Here is a 13936-nt window from a genome sequence, read left to right as displayed (position 1 = left end):
TTGTATAGGAGTGACCCCCATGTTTTTTGCAAATTTCCTCGACCTCCTGTCCCACGCCGTCTACCTTCTCCTGCACGTCACCGGTGCGGGAAGTTTCCCCCGGGCGCTGGGCGCCCAGGCCGAGCGGCAGGCCCTCTCGGAGATGGCCGCAGGCAGCGCCGCCGCCCGGCAGCGGCTTATAGAACATAACCTGCGGCTGGTGGCGCATATCGTGAAGAAATACTATGTCAGCGGCAGCGACCAGGAGGATCTGGTTTCGATAGGGACAATAGGGCTGATAAAGGCGGTGGATACCTTTGACGCGGGGAAAGGGATACGGCTTTCCAGTTATGCTTCTAAGTGTATTGAAAATGCTATGCTAACACGAGAGAGATATGGCGGGTAAAAATGCCTTTGGGGGATGGACTGTACCTGATGGGCCGGAGCGGCAGGTGTGCGCCGCTTTATGTGCACACGTTCCAGGTGTTCGCAATGGGGATAGGCAAGAGGTATGAAGACTTGCACACCGTGCCAGAGAGACTGCGTTGGTGTCGGCTTAGGTTAGGGTTGATGCAGAAAGAGGTGGCCCAGCGGGTGGGTATCTCTCAAACTCTGTATGAGGAGATGGAGCGCGGGGACTGCCAGGAGTATCCGGCTTATGCGGTGGACAAGCTGGCAGAGCTATATCAGGTGCCGGTGGAGGATTTGCTGGACGAGTATAGCCGGTTCCTCTATGGCGGGCCGGTTGACCGGATACGGTACGCTCGGAAAAGGCTGGGGTTGAGCCGGAAGGCATTTGCGGAGCTGGCGGGGGTCGGGGAGAAGTCGGTGCGGGATTGGGAGATGGGACGGAAAAAGACCAGGAAAAAGAGCTGGGAGAGGCTGAAAGCGGTTTTGATTCTGTAGAGAAATACCCGGGAGCCAAACACCCCCGGGCAGTTCTTATTCTTCATCTTCTGAAAGACCGGCGGCTCCAAAGAGCAGCTCGGGATAGTTCCGGCGGCCGTAGAAAACTCGGTCAACGTACACGTCGTTCCCTTCCGCCCGGTAAAAAATCAGGTAGTTGCCGGAAACCAGAAAGCGGTACTCGCTCTCAAGGGCCACAATGGAGTTCAGCGGCGGTCCCATGAGCGGGAAGTCCTGAAGCTGGCGGATGCGCTGGGTGATTTTCTTAGCGGTGGATCTAGCTGCCTGGGGGTTGCCCAGCCCCTCGGAAATATAGGCCTTGATTTCGGCCATATCGGCCCGCGCATCATCGGATATGTGAAGTTTAGTCATCGGCAATCCCCAGGCTCCTTTCCACTTCCTCAATGCTCAGCCAGCCCTTTTCCTCGCCGGAGCGCCGCCCCTTTTCCAGCTCGTTCATCAGCCAGATAGAGGCTTGTAGCTTCTCATAGTCGGCCATGTCCAGAATGGCGTACTTGCCCCGGCCGTTGCGGGTCAGGAAGACCGGCGCGCCCACGTCCACGTCCCGCAGGACCTCGGTGTAGTTTCTCAGGTCAGAGATAGGCTTGATGTTCGGCATAAGATTCAGCTCCTTTGTTGTAGTAAGTAATAGTATACTTTATGAAAGACGAGCGTGTGAAGCCGCTATCTTTCAAAAAGTATACTTTTCGAGAGTGAAGTGGCTTTGCACACTTCACTTCGTAAAGTATACACCATTTTGCCGAGAAATTCAACCGCGAATTTTACAGCGAAGTATTTTTCTTTCTATCCGGGGAAGGATGTGGTATAATGAAGTTAAGCAGAACCATCGGAGGAACACACTGTGAAACTATACACCATCATCGGCGGGGTAAACGGATGCGGAAAATCCAGTCTGCTCGGAATACTACAAGCAGTACGAAACGATTTAGGCCATATTTTAGAGCACCCGCCAGTCGAGAAAATGAACGAGTGCCTGGGGAAGGGCTTGAACTTCACCCAGGAGACCACCCTGGCCGGGGCCAGAACGGAGCGCACCATCCGGCAGGCAAAGGAGCTGGGCTATACCATCCGGCTGTACTATATCGGTCTGGATAGCCTTGAGGAGAGCCTTTCGCGCATTGAGAACCGCGTCAAAAAGGGCGGGCACAATATCCCCCAGCGGGACGTGGAGCGGCGGTATGCGGGGCGGTTTGAGGCCCTTGTAAAGGTGCTGCCCTACTGCGACGAGGCTAGGTTCTTTGACAATGGCAACGGCTTTATGGAGGTGGCCCGGTATGAGAATGGGGAGCTGCTGGCTATCTCTCAGAGCCCGCCGGAGTGGCTGAAAGAGTTAATGGTTTTTTATAAAGCAAAAGTCCCGGAGAGAAACACTCTCTGGGACTTTTACGCATTAAGTCGCGATATTAAACTTTTCATGGACAGCTTTTCTCCTATCCGTGTTTTTGTTTGTCAATCATTTTTGATAATGTTTTTAGTTTAGTTTTAAGTTTATTTTAACTGCGTCAGCGACTTAGTTCATCAGTGGCGGGACTTGCACGCTCCCTCTTCGCGGCGTTGTTCACAGCTTTCATCAACTCAATTCTTTCTCTAACAGAACCCCGCGTACCGTTGACTTTATGTATCACCGCGTCCGCGTGGGCCTGGGCTACACGCCGGGACAACTGGCGTATTCCATCTTCGGTCTGGGGGTAGTGCATGACGATCTTGAAAGGTTGGCTCTTGGGCAAAGGCAGCACCTCCGATTCACTTACTCATATGGTTGGGAGCTTGTACAATATGCTTGCTCATGGTGCCGTGCCTTAACTTTCTTCATCGAAGTCAACTGGAGCATCTTTCACTCCAGTAACCGCCTGCTCAATTCTCCGCAGGGCGTCCCGCAGGCGTATTACCTCCTCATAATATTTTCCCTTGTCCACAAGGCCGGTGGCGTTAGCCATGAACGCAATCTGGTTCATGTTGTTGCCTATTTCTTTTAGCTCGCGGGTCATGCCATAGTAATCAGCGGGCGGGGCCTCGCGGGGGTTGTAGCCGTGGATGAGTTGGCGGATGTAGCCGGACCTGGTTAGCCCGCACTTGTGCGCTTTGCGGGTAAGCCGCTTGTAATCCTGCTCGGTCATCCTCATGTCAAATTTCTTTTGATTGCCTATAAAAATCATCCTTTCTATTATGTTATAACTCTAAATATAAGGGGTCACAGGGTTCTCCCTGTCCAAGCTGCATTGTCCGCACACGTGTCCGCACGGGTGTCGGGACAAATGCGATGCTGGCTCATTCTAAAACCTCGTAAAAACTCGGTTTCAGAATTTAGCCCCTGCGGGGCTGTTTTCAAGGGTCAAATTTTCATGTGTTCCAGGTGTTCCAACGGAACATAGGGGTAAATATATTTGCTCTCGCATAGGAGGTAATGTTTTAGCCTGGAACACTTGGAACACCGTCAGGTTTGCGGTTGGAAAGCGGTGCCCACTTTAAGCTGTACACCACAGAACATGGCCGTTGGATTAACAGATTTTCCGGCTCCCTTTGGACGCTTTTTCCTTATTTGCGCGTACCCTTCCATACCCTGTTTGAATGTGGGATAAGCGTCTGCATACTGCCCGTTTTGCGTACACCAGTCCCGGTATTCGCGGTAAACATCTTCGGTTCTGACTTCACCATCGGGGGCTGGCGTGAGCATTTCCTCCACAAAGCGAGTCAGCTTGTCGCTGTCATGCTGGTACTGAGCAGTGGCATTCAGCACCGATTCCGGCGGCTCAAACCCTGTTTCCTGCATGAGCCACAGCCCATCTAAGCACCAGTTCAGCACGCCCGACAGTTCCTTTTCCAGCTGTCTTTTGAGAGTTTTATCCTGCTCTTCCGGTTCAAAGTGGCGGTTAAATGGCAACACTTTCACTCTCCCAGAGCTGAAAATCGTCACGTCGTTGGCCTTTGGCAAGTGATTTGTGTTGATGAAGAGTTTGAATTGCGGCTTGAACTCAAAGCTGTTTTCGTTAAGGAAGCGGGCGCTCATGGTGTCGTTTCCGGTCAAAGTTTTCACCAAAGCGGAGCTCAAAACCATCTGTTTGTCCGGCTCGGAGATGTTCACGGCCCGCGCTCTGGCCAGCTTCGCTATGTCCTCAGAGGGGCCGCTGGCGTTGTAGTTTTGGCGCAGGGCTATGGTTTCTGGCCGCGCTGTTTTGCCATAACCGCCCAGCATTTTCATATAGGTTTCCATCACGGTGCCCTTGCCGTTGCGGGTGGTGGGGCCGTAGAGCAGAAAGAAACACTCCTCGCTGGTGTCCCCAGTCAGGCCGTAGCCCAGGGCCTTTTGCAGGTAGGTAGCAAGGTCGATATCACCTTGCATAACGTCCTGGATAGTGCGCTCCCACAGTGCCGAACGGGCCTCCGGGTCATACTTTACCCCCGAAATGGTTGCCAGCATATCGGCTGGGTTGTGCTCATGGAACGCTCTCGTTTGCAAATCCAGCGTACCATTTATGCAGTTTAACAGGTAGGGTTTGTTGTCAAAATCACTGAGCTTTACTGGGTAAATACTCATCGCATCTTTTAGGATTATCTCCCTGTAGTGGCGGATTTGCCAACGCTCCACGGCTTTGCGGTACTCGTTACGGTCACGTCCATCGGGGAGGGACAATGCGTAAATTACCAGCTCGTCAGCCAACCTTTTGCATAACTCCATGGCCTGGAGATTGCCAATGTCCGGCTCCCACATTTTACCAGTGAAGATGTACCACATCTTCCGCTCGGGGACGTAGCGGGCGACGTCGCGGTAATAATCGGCGAACAGATTGCTGTTGCCAATGTCGGTCGTTGTGTATCGGGAGTTAGCTTCAGGAGCAAATTTAACCAGACAGTTAGAGAAATTTGTCATCGCTTCACCCCCTCTTTTGCTTTCTCCCAGGCCTTTTTCTCCCAATAGCGGCGGTTCATCTCCCTCACCTTATCGGGGTTCTTCCTGCGCCACTGGCGCTGGTACTCTCGCTGGGCTTCTCGCGCCAGCTCTTGAATGGTTTTTGTTTCTGCTATAGAAATTCCTCCTTTGTAATAACCACTTGACAGTGGCATTATTTCTTGCTATACTCAGTATAGAGCAAGGAAAAGGCAAAGTCAATATTTCTTTCTGCATTTGCAAAATCGCAAGAAAATCGTGCACTGCAAAAGGAGGTAGATTTCTTGTCAGACAAATATAATGACATATTCCCTACTCGGCTCAGACAGCTAATTGAAGAAAAGCCCACTACCATCACAGCGGTTGCAAGAGAGCTGGGTATATCACGACAGGCAGTTAGCCAATACACCATGGGTATAGGGCAGCCGAACGCTGACAAGCTGTTGCAAATTGCCGAGTACTTCGATGTGTCCTGCGATTGGCTGGTGGGGCGGCAGGGCGGGGCTAAGAGCTTTGATATGGATATGGCGGGAGTGTGCAAGTTCCTGAACATGAGCGAGGAATGTGTGGTATTCCTACGAGAATTGGGACAGTTTGCGGCGGACTATCCTGGCACACTAGATGCCCTCTTTGCTGCTGAAAAGTTTCACGAAGTTATGAGAAGCTTGTTGAAATATCGATATAGCCTAGAAGGACAGCGGGATGCTGAGAGAACGCAGGCAGACCGGGAAACAAAGACCAAATGGATAAATTCTGTTTTCATTGAGCACCTTGTCGCCACAACCGAGCTGGAAAATATCATTCAGGCCTGGGAAACCGAAATAGTAGGGGAAAAGAAAAGTATCACCGAGCAAATCCGTGAAACTTTGAAAATAGAACAAAGTACAGACTGAGCTTTTCTCTGCCAAACTAAAAACGCCATTTTGTCGGTTTTAGAACGTGGCGGAAATCATTTCCGCCACGTTGCGGTAAGCAATCTGGTCAACGTCAAAAATTCGCTGACCAAGCGATAATATGACGTTTTGATTCTGCGGGATGGAGGCGTGCATTTTGCCTGTGACCAGAAAACAACGTGGGAAAAACGCTTTCGGCCACGCCGCTGCAAAGTGGTCACGGACATTTTGTCCATGACCGTCCGCACACAATATTTTGTGTCTATAAGTTCATTTTTCCTCAAATTGTCATTGTAAGGTTGAAATATCTCTGCGAATATGGTATAATTTCCAATATATAGTGCGGTTTGTGTCTAAAGGAGGTCGAGTCAATGCCCGGAAACAGCAATCTGCATATGTCCCGAGCGGGAAAGACGGATGAGTTCTACACACAGCTCTCCACCATTGAAGATGAGCTGCGCCACTACCGTAAGTATTTCCGGGATAAAATTATCTTCTGCAATGCAGATGATCCGGCCATTGGGGAGGATGGGCAGGATCATTTTGGCGATGGCCTGGGAGGTTACACCAGCAATTTTTTCCGCTACTTCCAGCTTAATTTTACGCAGCTTGGTATCAAGAAGCTGATCACCACCCACTATGAGGCAGAGAAACCCAGCTACAAATTTGAGATTGTCAGCAGCGATAATGATGATCAAATTGGTATGCCCGACTATGTAAAAACCCCACTAGAGGGTAACGGGGACTTCCGCTCGCCGGAATGTTTAGCCCTGCTTAAAGAGTGCGACATTGTGGTGACGAATCCGCCTTTCTCTCTGATGAAAGAGTATATTCCTTTAGTGGCAGATAGTGGGAAAAAGTTTATTATCTTAGGCAACACAAATCATGTTACAATGAAAGAAGTTTTTCGCTATTTCAAATCTAACGAAATGTGGTTAGGAAATCGAGCAGGTCATTTTTGGTTTCGAGTTCCTGATTATTATGAAGAGAAGAACACCGATTTTCGTAAAGATGATGACGGCACGAAATGGCGAAGAATGGGGAATTGCTGTTGGTTTACTAATCTTGATATATCAGTACGCCATCAGCCTCTGGATTTATATATTACCCCCGAACAAGAATATAGGAAATCTGATTATGTTGAAAGAAAGCGGAGACCTTATCAGGAGAATGTTGTAATGTTCGCATGAAGGAAGTAGTTTTATGGCGGATATCGTATATGGTCCGAGGTAAGTCGCCAGAATGGACCGAAAGTTTCAGCGCGTGATTGAGATATTCGTCCGGATTGCTCTCGGGAGCATAGGGCGGCAGAAAGAACAGCTCGATTTTATCCCGATGCTTGTCCAGCCAGGCTGCGGCTTTCTTCCCGTGGTGCACCTTTAAGTTGTCCAAAATCAGGAAAACCTTTTGGTTGGAGGTCCGAATCAACCGGTCCATAAATTGGATCAGGCGCTGCTGGTTCATGGAATCCTCGTACATCATAAAGCGAACGTCCCCCTGCCTGCTCAGGGCGGAAAGCATATTCAGCCTCTCTCTTTTCGTTTCCACCGACAGAACAGGAGGCTGTCCTTTGGGTGCAAACCCGCGCTCACAGTTCGAGCAGTTGTCGATTCCAGTCTCGTCTCCCCAGTAAATCACGGCATTTTCTGCCTTGGCCCGCTGGTCGATGGCCGGATATTCTTCCTCCCGCCACCTTTAGATACGGGAAGGATTCTGTTTCCGGGCACGCTTGACCGGACGCTGGCACGTCAAGCCCCAGCGCCGCATATAATCCGACACACTGCCGTCCGAGATCTTTTTCCGATACCTTTTCCAGACGTATGCACACACTTTCTTCAGCGTCCACAGACTCCCAGGAATGCCGAATTCCTCTGGGCGGCGGGTAACAATCGTTTCCCGTATTTCCGCCTGCTCCTCCGGTGTCAGAAGCAGATGCGTCCCCTTCTGGAATCCGTGTTTCTTCGGTTCCAGCGCTTTGTCTCCCTCTCGCTTATATGCCGTCCATATTTCGCTGGCGCGACACTGCCGTACTCCGGTTAATTCCTCTATTTCTTTCCCGGTTTTCCCCATCTTTTTGAGGCGTACGACCTGCCGGCGTATCTGCTTGAGTTCTCCACTTTTCAGTTTTCGTAAATCTATGTATTCCATACTCTCTATTTTACCACTTTCTACTGCTTTTTTCTAGGTCGTTTTTCAGGAATAATAAAAGATATTCTCCTAAAGAATATCCATGTTACGACAACTATGAGATTATCAATGTAGATAAGACGGCTGACATTCCCTGTGATTACTCAGGCATCATGGGCGTTCCTATTACCATCCTAGATAAATGGTGTTCCGACCAATTTGAATTATTGGGTATAGCAAATTCCGCTCGTTGGCTTGGCTATGAGTGCTATACAATCATCAATGGAAAAAAGATATACAATCGAGTCCTCATACGCAACAAAAATCCCAAAAGGCTAGGTGAAGAATAGATGAATATTGACCGCATCCAAGTGACAATCAAAGAACTGATTGACGGCTATGAAGAAAAGGGCCCTGATGGTATTGAGGGCGTTGTTGCCTATGGCGGCAGGCTGGACGTGCGCCCGGCTTACCAGCGCGAATACATATACCCTGACAAAGACCGGGATGAGGTTATCCGCTCTATAAAGAAACAGTTCCCCCTCAATGTGATGTACTGGGCAAAAACTGCTGATGGCCGTTATGAGTTGATGGACGGTCAGCAACGCACCATCTCCATTTGCCACTATGCGGCGGCCAGTAATGAGTTCGACCGTCAGAGTTATGAGCAATGCTTTTCGGTGGACAACCTGTATTTCTTTAATCTGCCAGAAGATCAGAAAGAGCGTATGTTGGACTATGTTTTGGACATTTACGTCTGTGATGGAACGCCCTCTGAGGTGCTGGACTGGTTCAAAATTATCAATATCGCGGGTAAGGTGCTTTCAGCGCAGGAATTAAGGAACACCTCCTATACCGGCCCTTGGCTTGCTGATGCGAAACTTCACTTTTCCAAGCCAAACTGTACCGCTTATCGTATTGCTAAGGACTATATGAGTGGTTCGCCTATCCGTCAGGAGTATCTGGAAAAAGCCATTGAGTGGATTGCCGCCAGGGATGGCCTGAGGTCTATTGAGGAATACATGGCATTACACCAGCAGGACGAGAATGCCAACCAGATTTGGCTTTACTTCCGCCGGGTGATTGAGTGGGTGGAGGCGATTTTCCCGGTTAGGCGCAGGGAGATGAAGGGCCTTGAGTGGGGACTGCTCTATAATCAGTTTATGGACGCAGAGTTAGACCCGGATGCGTTAGAACGGCAAATCAAAGAGCTGATGATGGATGATGAGGTCACAAGTAAGAAAGGTGTTTATACATACATCCTAACCGGCGAGGAAAAGCACCTGAGCCTGCGGGCGTTTACCGAGGCCCAGAAGCGCGCGGCATACGAACGGCAGGGCGGCATATGCCCGGATTGTCAGGCCGCGGGAAAAGAAAATGCACATTATGAGTTTGAAGAGATGGAAGCTGACCACATCACGCCTTGGAGCCAGGGCGGGAAAACAGTGCCTGAGAATTGTAAGATGAGGTGCAGGGAGTGTAATCGGAGGAAAAGTGATATATGAAGAAGTTAGATCTACATATTCATACGGTCCATACCGTTAGCGATAAACCATTCGAATTTGACTTATCTATATTGACTAGGTACATTTCTGAATTATCTCTGGATGCAATAGCAATCACAAATCACAACCAGCTTGATATAGCACAATATAATGAAATATGTTCAGAAGTTTCAATTCCTGTTTTTCCTGGAATTGAAATCGACCTTGAGAGAGGGCACCTTTTAGTTATTGCTTCTCCAGGAGATATTTCAGACTTTTCTTCGCGATGTGATAAAATAAGCTCATTAATATCCACCGCAACTGATTTTGTATCCGCTGCTCAATTTAACGAGATTTTTCCCACTCTCAACAAATATCTTTTGATTCCCCATTATGATAAAGAACCTATATTAGACATGGAAAATGTTGTATCGCTGCAAGGTCAAGTGGTGTGCGGCGAGGTTTCCAGTCCAAAAAAGTTTCAAACTTATAAAAAGACAACCGACAAGCTTACCCCTGTCCTTTTTAGTGATTTTAGAATTGCAAGTGGTGTTACTCAGTTTCCCTCAAAATGCACTTATGTTGATGTTGATTCCATATCAATTTCATCTTTGAAACAAGCTTTTACCGATAAAACAAAAGTTGCTTTATCCGATGATGAAGGACATCAACTTATAGATGTACTAAGCAATGGACTTAAAATATCGACCGGGTTGACGGTTCTTTTGGGGGAGAGGTCTTCTGGAAAAACTCATACACTAGATGAACTTGCCAATAATATTAGTAATCATAAATATATTAGGCAGTTCTCGCTATTGGCAGCAGACGCAAGTATTGACGAAAAGAACTTTGAGAAGTTATTAAGAAATCGCTCTGAAACCATCGCGGAAGAGTACCTGCGACCATTTCGAGATGTAGTTGAAGATGTACGTGCTATCAGCTTGGAGCAAGATAACAGCTTGTTGGAAGCTTATATAAGTGCTCTGCATAAATCTGCCTCTGAAGCGGACCGACAAGATGTATTTTCTAAAACAAGACTATTTACCGAGTCCCATTTTGATACTCCAGATCTTAACTCCTTAGTCAAGCTTATTGAAGCAGTAAACACAGTAATTGCAAACAAAGAATATGAGGCGATTATTGGTCGGTTCATTGACCGATCCAAACTGATTGAGTTGGCCATTGCACTTATGGAACAGTATGCCGAAGAGAAAGAGTTGCTTCTGAAAAGGGAGTACGTTAATGAGGCATTGGATGACATCAAATCACAACTAAAAGTTCGTACTGCTACTACACCGATTCCAGAAATTGATTTCTATGATTTGATGCTCAAAAAAGTAAAAATTCAGAAATACATTTCTATTGCTCAAGCAGTTAAGAACGAAAAAGTCATTTATACGAAAGAATTGCGTTCTTTTAAGGTAGTAGCTACGGCTCTCCCATATACAGGTGCTTTAGAGATGAAAAATCAAAGTGGGAAAGTAGTTGCGTTTTCTGATGCATTTGAGCAGTATGATACGCCGTACAAGTTTTTGTGCTGTCTGAAAAACAAACCTGAGCTATCAGTTTCTGAATATTATAAGTATTTTGTTAACATAAAATATGAAGTAAGAAACAGACATGGCTTTCGTGCTTCGGGCGGAGAACGATCGGAATATAATTTGTTAGAACAACTTTCAGATGCAACACAGTATGATATTTTACTTTTGGATGAACCTGAGTCATCGTTTGATAATCTATTTTTAAAGAGTGATGTTAATTCGTTAATTAAGGATATATCTAGAACCACACCAGTTATTGTAGCTACACACAATAATACGATTGGTGCTTCTATTAAGCCTGATTATATTTTGTACACTCGAAAAAAGCTTCAAGATGATGGTCATGTCACTTATCAAATCTTTGGAGGATTTCCAACAAGCACGGATTTGTGTGATCTTTGTGGTGAAACAATTGCAAAACATGACGTACTGTTAGATTGCCTTGAGGCCGGTGAGCCTGCGTATAATGAAAGGAGAGTAACTTATGAAATGTCTTCTAATTGAAAATGGGAAAGGGTACTATGCGCTTGATGAAAGCAATAAGATTTCCTTAGATCAGCTTACAAAAGAAGATTTACTAAAGCTATTGGATTTAGTTCTATCTTCAGAAGTAGAAATAGACCCATATGATGAGAACAACTTACAGAACGCTGCTCATCGAATTATTTACCGAAATCTCTGCTCAAAATTGAACAGCCTTATAGATAACAAGGCAAGATTCAAAGATGAAAGCATAAGCATATACAAAGCAGCAATGGATAAATATAAGGTTGAACTTCAAAAAGAAGAAACAAAGCAAAAGACATGGTTAGCTACTATCGATTAGTTTTTCTGGTGCAATGCACTAATTTATTAGATAATTTGAGAATTCTGTATACATTGGTGCATTATTTATCAAAATAAAATTAATGCAAGGATAGTCGGTACAGTAAAGTACAGACTATTCTTGCTTTATCTAAAGCTAGGAAAAATAATTTTACGGGTATTTACTCTGGCAAGACTTTATGATATACTACAATCAAACTTATATCATAAAGGAGTCTCCCATGAAACCCACCGCCATCTACTCCCGCAAATCCAAATTCACCGGCAAAGGCGAAAGTACGGCCAACCAAATCGACCTTTGCCGGGAATACATCGCACTGCACTCCGGCAAAGAAGCCGCCCGCACCGCCCTCATCTTTGAGGACGAAGGCTTCTCCGGCGGCAACCTGAACCGCCCGGCCTTCCAGCAGATGCTGAGCGCCGCCCGGAACCATGAGATCAGCTCCATCGTGGTCTACCGCCTGGACCGCATCAGCCGCAACATCAGCGATTTCTCTACCCTCATCGAAGAACTGAGCCGCCTGAATGTGGCGTTCATCTCCATCCGGGAGCAGTTCGACACGGGCAGCCCCATGGGCCGGGCCATGATGTACATCGCCTCCGTGTTCTCCCAGCTGGAGCGGGAAACCATCGCCGAGCGCATCCGGGACAACATGCACGAGCTGGCCAAGACCGGCCGCTGGCTGGGGGGCAACACCCCCACCGGCTACTGTTCTGAGAGTGTACAAACTATCACCGTGGACGGCAAGAGCCGCAAGTCCTGCAAGCTGAAGCTCCTGCCGGAGGAGGGCGAGCTGGTCAGGAAGATTTACTCGCTCTATGCCCAGACTGACTCCCTCTCCAAAACCGAGGCCGAGCTTCGCCGCCAGAATATCAAGACCAAGACGGGCCGGGACTTCACCCGATTTGCTGTCAGGAATATCCTGCAAAACCCTGTCTATCTACTGGCCGACCAGGAAGCATACCAATATTTCACAGAAAACGAGGCCGAGCTGTGCTCCTCTCCCGCCGACTTTGACAGCACCCACGGTATTCTCGCCTACAACCGCACCGACCAGGAAAAGGGCCGGGCCACGGTCTACCTGCCGGTCAATGAGTGGATCGTCACCGTGGGCCAGCATGAGGGCCTGATACCAGGCCGGGAGTGGGTGAAGGTGCAGGAGAGCCTGGAGCAGAACCGCTCCAAATCCTACCGCAAGCCCCGGAGCAACCAGGCGCTGCTTACCGGCCTGCTGTTCTGCTCCTGCGGCAGCCGGATGTACCCAAAGGTCAGCAAGCGGCTGAACAAAGAGGGCCAGCTGGTATACAGCTACGTCTGCAAGTGCAAGGAGCACAGCCAGGGGAGTCAGTGCGCCCAGAAAAACGTCAGCGGCAACCGGCTGGACGCCGCTGTTCTTGAGGAGATAAAGGGGCTGACCGAGGACAAGGCGGCGTTTGTGGAGCAGCTTGAAAAGAGCAAGAGCTTTTATTCCGGCGATCGTACCGGCTATGACGAGCGGTTAGCCGGTCTACGCAAAAAGTGTGCGGACGTAGAAACCAAGCTCACCGCTCTGGTGGATTCTCTTGCGGAACTGGACAGTACCGCCGCCAAGAACCAGGTAGCCAAACGCATAGACGAGTTGAGCGGGCAGCAGGAGACCCTCCAAACCCGGATAACCGAGCTGGAGGGCCTGACCGCTCAAAATGAGTTGAGTGCCGAAGAATTTGACATACTCGTCCAAATGCTGTCCAGTTTCCGCACTACTATTGATCTGCTGTCTGTTGAGGAAAAGCGCGCCGCTATCCGTACAGTAGTGCAAAAGGTAGTCTGGGACGGGGACGCCGCCCATGTGGTGCTGTTCGGCGCAGAGGGGGACGTGGGCTATACCACTATCCCAGATTTGTCGCAGTCAAGTGAGGATAGCAAATGAAATCCTCATGTTCTTCCGTTCCGGCAAAAAAACCGCCCAGGACGTGTCTATCAACGAGCCCATTGACTCAGATAAGGACGGCAACGCCCTGACCCTTATGGATACGATGGCCGTGGATGATACCGTTATCGACGACCTTGATGTTCGCATGAAAAGCGAGAAGCTTTATGACTATCTCCCCACCCTGGAGCCACGAGAGCGCAGCGTTATCTGTATGCGCTACGGCCTTGGCGGCCGCAAGCCTCTGCCCCAGCGGGAGGTGGCGGGAAAGCTGGGCATCTCCCGGTCCTATGTATCCAGGATAGAGAAACGCGCCCTCCAGAAGCTGAGGGCACGTTTTGAAGCCGGAGAGGGGGAGGGCTAA

18 protein-coding genes are annotated in these 13936 nt (G+C 48.7%); 11 read left to right on the top strand and 7 right to left on the bottom strand.

Annotated features, from left to right (window positions below; translation table 11 throughout):
* Positions 1 to 19 precede the first annotated feature (19 nt).
* Together ADH66_RS16565 and ADH66_RS16560 are read left to right on the top strand one after the other, a co-directional pair.
* Complete coding sequence (locus ADH66_RS16565; RefSeq protein ID WP_066538579.1) at positions 20 to 385, top strand: sigma-70 family RNA polymerase sigma factor; 366 nt, start codon at positions 20 to 22, stop codon at positions 383 to 385.
* 2 nt (positions 386 to 387) lie between these two features.
* A complete protein-coding gene (locus ADH66_RS16560) occupies positions 388 to 885 on the top strand; it encodes a helix-turn-helix domain-containing protein (RefSeq protein ID WP_084384408.1) in 498 nt (165 codons plus the stop codon).
* Between the two features lie 36 nt (positions 886 to 921).
* Here the strand turns inward: ADH66_RS16560 and ADH66_RS16555 are convergent, their stop codons facing one another.
* Both ADH66_RS16555 and ADH66_RS16550 read right to left on the bottom strand, forming a co-directional pair.
* Positions 922 to 1257 (bottom strand): type II toxin-antitoxin system RelE/ParE family toxin, encoded by a 336-nt coding sequence (locus ADH66_RS16555; protein ID WP_066538580.1) that lies wholly within the window; start codon positions 1255 to 1257, stop codon positions 922 to 924.
* A complete protein-coding gene (locus ADH66_RS16550; RefSeq protein WP_066538581.1) occupies positions 1250 to 1504 on the bottom strand; it encodes a type II toxin-antitoxin system prevent-host-death family antitoxin in 255 nt (84 codons plus the stop codon). Before ADH66_RS16550 ends, ADH66_RS16555 begins: the two co-directional genes overlap by 8 nt.
* 243 nt (positions 1505 to 1747) lie before the next feature.
* Here ADH66_RS16550 and ADH66_RS16545 point away from each other — a divergent pair, with 243 nt between their 5' ends.
* Positions 1748 to 2386 carry a zeta toxin family protein gene (locus ADH66_RS16545; protein WP_066538582.1) on the top strand — a complete coding sequence of 213 codons (639 nt, stop codon included), beginning with the start codon at positions 1748 to 1750 and terminating at the stop codon, positions 2384 to 2386.
* Positions 2387 to 2705: 319 nt separating this feature from the next.
* Here the strand turns inward: ADH66_RS16545 and ADH66_RS16535 are convergent, their stop codons facing one another.
* The 3 genes from ADH66_RS16535 to ADH66_RS16525 form a co-directional block, all read right to left on the bottom strand.
* The gene (locus ADH66_RS16535) at positions 2706 to 3029 is read right to left on the bottom strand and encodes a plasmid mobilization protein (protein ID WP_157130654.1); all 324 of its coding nucleotides are present in this window, start codon (positions 3027 to 3029) and stop codon (positions 2706 to 2708) included.
* Positions 3030 to 3340: 311 nt separating this feature from the next.
* Positions 3341 to 4774, bottom strand: a complete 1434-nt coding sequence (locus ADH66_RS16530) for a DNA primase family protein (RefSeq protein ID WP_066538585.1) — start codon at positions 4772 to 4774, stop codon at positions 3341 to 3343.
* Complete coding sequence (locus ADH66_RS16525) at positions 4771 to 4968, bottom strand: hypothetical protein (protein WP_066538591.1); 198 nt, start codon at positions 4966 to 4968, stop codon at positions 4771 to 4773. Before ADH66_RS16525 ends, ADH66_RS16530 begins: the two co-directional genes overlap by 4 nt.
* 108 nt (positions 4969 to 5076) lie before the next feature.
* Between ADH66_RS16525 and ADH66_RS16520 the strand changes: the two genes are divergently transcribed.
* Positions 5077 to 5685 carry a helix-turn-helix domain-containing protein gene (locus tag ADH66_RS16520; RefSeq protein ID WP_066538593.1) on the top strand — a complete coding sequence of 203 codons (609 nt, stop codon included), beginning with the start codon at positions 5077 to 5079 and terminating at the stop codon, positions 5683 to 5685.
* A 371-nt stretch (positions 5686 to 6056) separates the two neighbouring features.
* The gene (locus ADH66_RS16515; protein ID WP_066538594.1) at positions 6057 to 6875 is read left to right on the top strand and encodes an adenine-specific methyltransferase EcoRI family protein; all 819 of its coding nucleotides are present in this window, start codon (positions 6057 to 6059) and stop codon (positions 6873 to 6875) included.
* Here ADH66_RS16515 and ADH66_RS16510 read toward each other — a convergent pair.
* Both ADH66_RS16510 and ADH66_RS16505 read right to left on the bottom strand, forming a co-directional pair.
* The gene (locus ADH66_RS16510; protein WP_157767175.1) at positions 6790 to 7323 is read right to left on the bottom strand and encodes an IS630 family transposase; all 534 of its coding nucleotides are present in this window, start codon (positions 7321 to 7323) and stop codon (positions 6790 to 6792) included. The two genes, ADH66_RS16515 and ADH66_RS16510, sit on opposite strands and share 86 nt — an antisense overlap.
* Positions 7324 to 7380: 57 nt before the next feature.
* The gene (locus ADH66_RS16505) at positions 7381 to 7833 is read right to left on the bottom strand and encodes a winged helix-turn-helix domain-containing protein (protein ID WP_084384410.1); all 453 of its coding nucleotides are present in this window, start codon (positions 7831 to 7833) and stop codon (positions 7381 to 7383) included.
* Here ADH66_RS16505 and ADH66_RS16500 point away from each other — a divergent pair.
* The 6 genes from ADH66_RS16500 (at position 7827) to ADH66_RS16475 (ending at position 13936) form a co-directional block, all read left to right on the top strand.
* Entirely contained in the window at positions 7827 to 8162 is a 336-nt protein-coding gene (locus ADH66_RS16500; protein ID WP_084384411.1) for an adenine-specific methyltransferase EcoRI family protein, read from the top strand. The two genes, ADH66_RS16505 and ADH66_RS16500, sit on opposite strands and share 7 nt — an antisense overlap.
* Positions 8163 to 9317, top strand: coding sequence for an HNH endonuclease family protein (locus ADH66_RS16495; RefSeq protein WP_066538596.1), 1155 nt, complete (start codon positions 8163 to 8165; stop codon positions 9315 to 9317).
* Entirely contained in the window at positions 9314 to 11341 is a 2028-nt protein-coding gene (locus ADH66_RS16490; protein WP_066538598.1) for a hypothetical protein, read from the top strand. Before ADH66_RS16495 ends, ADH66_RS16490 begins: the two co-directional genes overlap by 4 nt.
* Positions 11322 to 11663, top strand: a complete 342-nt coding sequence (locus ADH66_RS16485; RefSeq protein WP_066538600.1) for a hypothetical protein — start codon at positions 11322 to 11324, stop codon at positions 11661 to 11663. Before ADH66_RS16490 ends, ADH66_RS16485 begins: the two co-directional genes overlap by 20 nt.
* 220 nt (positions 11664 to 11883) lie before the next feature.
* On the top strand, positions 11884 to 13572 hold the full coding sequence (locus tag ADH66_RS16480; RefSeq protein WP_066538605.1) for a recombinase family protein: 1689 nt from the start codon (positions 11884 to 11886) through the stop codon (positions 13570 to 13572).
* Positions 13556 to 13936 (top strand): sigma-70 family RNA polymerase sigma factor, encoded by a 381-nt coding sequence (locus ADH66_RS16475; protein ID WP_236757087.1) that lies wholly within the window; start codon positions 13556 to 13558, stop codon positions 13934 to 13936. The genes ADH66_RS16480 and ADH66_RS16475 overlap by 17 nt, the downstream gene beginning before the upstream one ends.

It is taken from the genome of Acutalibacter muris (assembly GCF_002201475.1).
GTDB lineage: Bacteria > Bacillota > Clostridia > Oscillospirales > Acutalibacteraceae > Acutalibacter > Acutalibacter muris.
The sequence above is the reverse complement of the archived record's forward strand: the minus strand, read 5'-3'. Positions and strand labels throughout refer to the sequence as shown.

Coding starts and splice junctions, on each gene's coding strand:
- ADH66_RS16565 (WP_066538579.1), top strand. CDS start 20: ATGTTTTTTGCAAATTTCCTCGACCTCCTGTCCCACGCCGTCTACCTT.
- ADH66_RS16560 (WP_084384408.1), top strand. CDS start 388: ATGCCTTTGGGGGATGGACTGTACCTGATGGGCCGGAGCGGCAGGTGT.
- ADH66_RS16555 (WP_066538580.1), bottom strand. CDS start 1,257: ATGACTAAACTTCACATATCCGATGATGCGCGGGCCGATATGGCCGAA.
- ADH66_RS16550 (WP_066538581.1), bottom strand. CDS start 1,504: ATGCCGAACATCAAGCCTATCTCTGACCTGAGAAACTACACCGAGGTC.
- ADH66_RS16535 (WP_157130654.1), bottom strand. CDS start 3,029: ATGAGGATGACCGAGCAGGATTACAAGCGGCTTACCCGCAAAGCGCAC.
- ADH66_RS16530 (WP_066538585.1), bottom strand. CDS start 4,774: ATGACAAATTTCTCTAACTGTCTGGTTAAATTTGCTCCTGAAGCTAAC.
- ADH66_RS16525 (WP_066538591.1), bottom strand. CDS start 4,968: ATGCCACTGTCAAGTGGTTATTACAAAGGAGGAATTTCTATAGCAGAA.
- ADH66_RS16515 (WP_066538594.1), top strand. CDS start 6,057: ATGCCCGGAAACAGCAATCTGCATATGTCCCGAGCGGGAAAGACGGAT.
- ADH66_RS16505 (WP_084384410.1), bottom strand. CDS start 7,833: ATGGAATACATAGATTTACGAAAACTGAAAAGTGGAGAACTCAAGCAG.
- ADH66_RS16495 (WP_066538596.1), top strand. CDS start 8,163: ATGAATATTGACCGCATCCAAGTGACAATCAAAGAACTGATTGACGGC.
- ADH66_RS16490 (WP_066538598.1), top strand. CDS start 9,314: ATGAAGAAGTTAGATCTACATATTCATACGGTCCATACCGTTAGCGAT.
- ADH66_RS16485 (WP_066538600.1), top strand. CDS start 11,322: ATGAAATGTCTTCTAATTGAAAATGGGAAAGGGTACTATGCGCTTGAT.
- ADH66_RS16480 (WP_066538605.1), top strand. CDS start 11,884: ATGAAACCCACCGCCATCTACTCCCGCAAATCCAAATTCACCGGCAAA.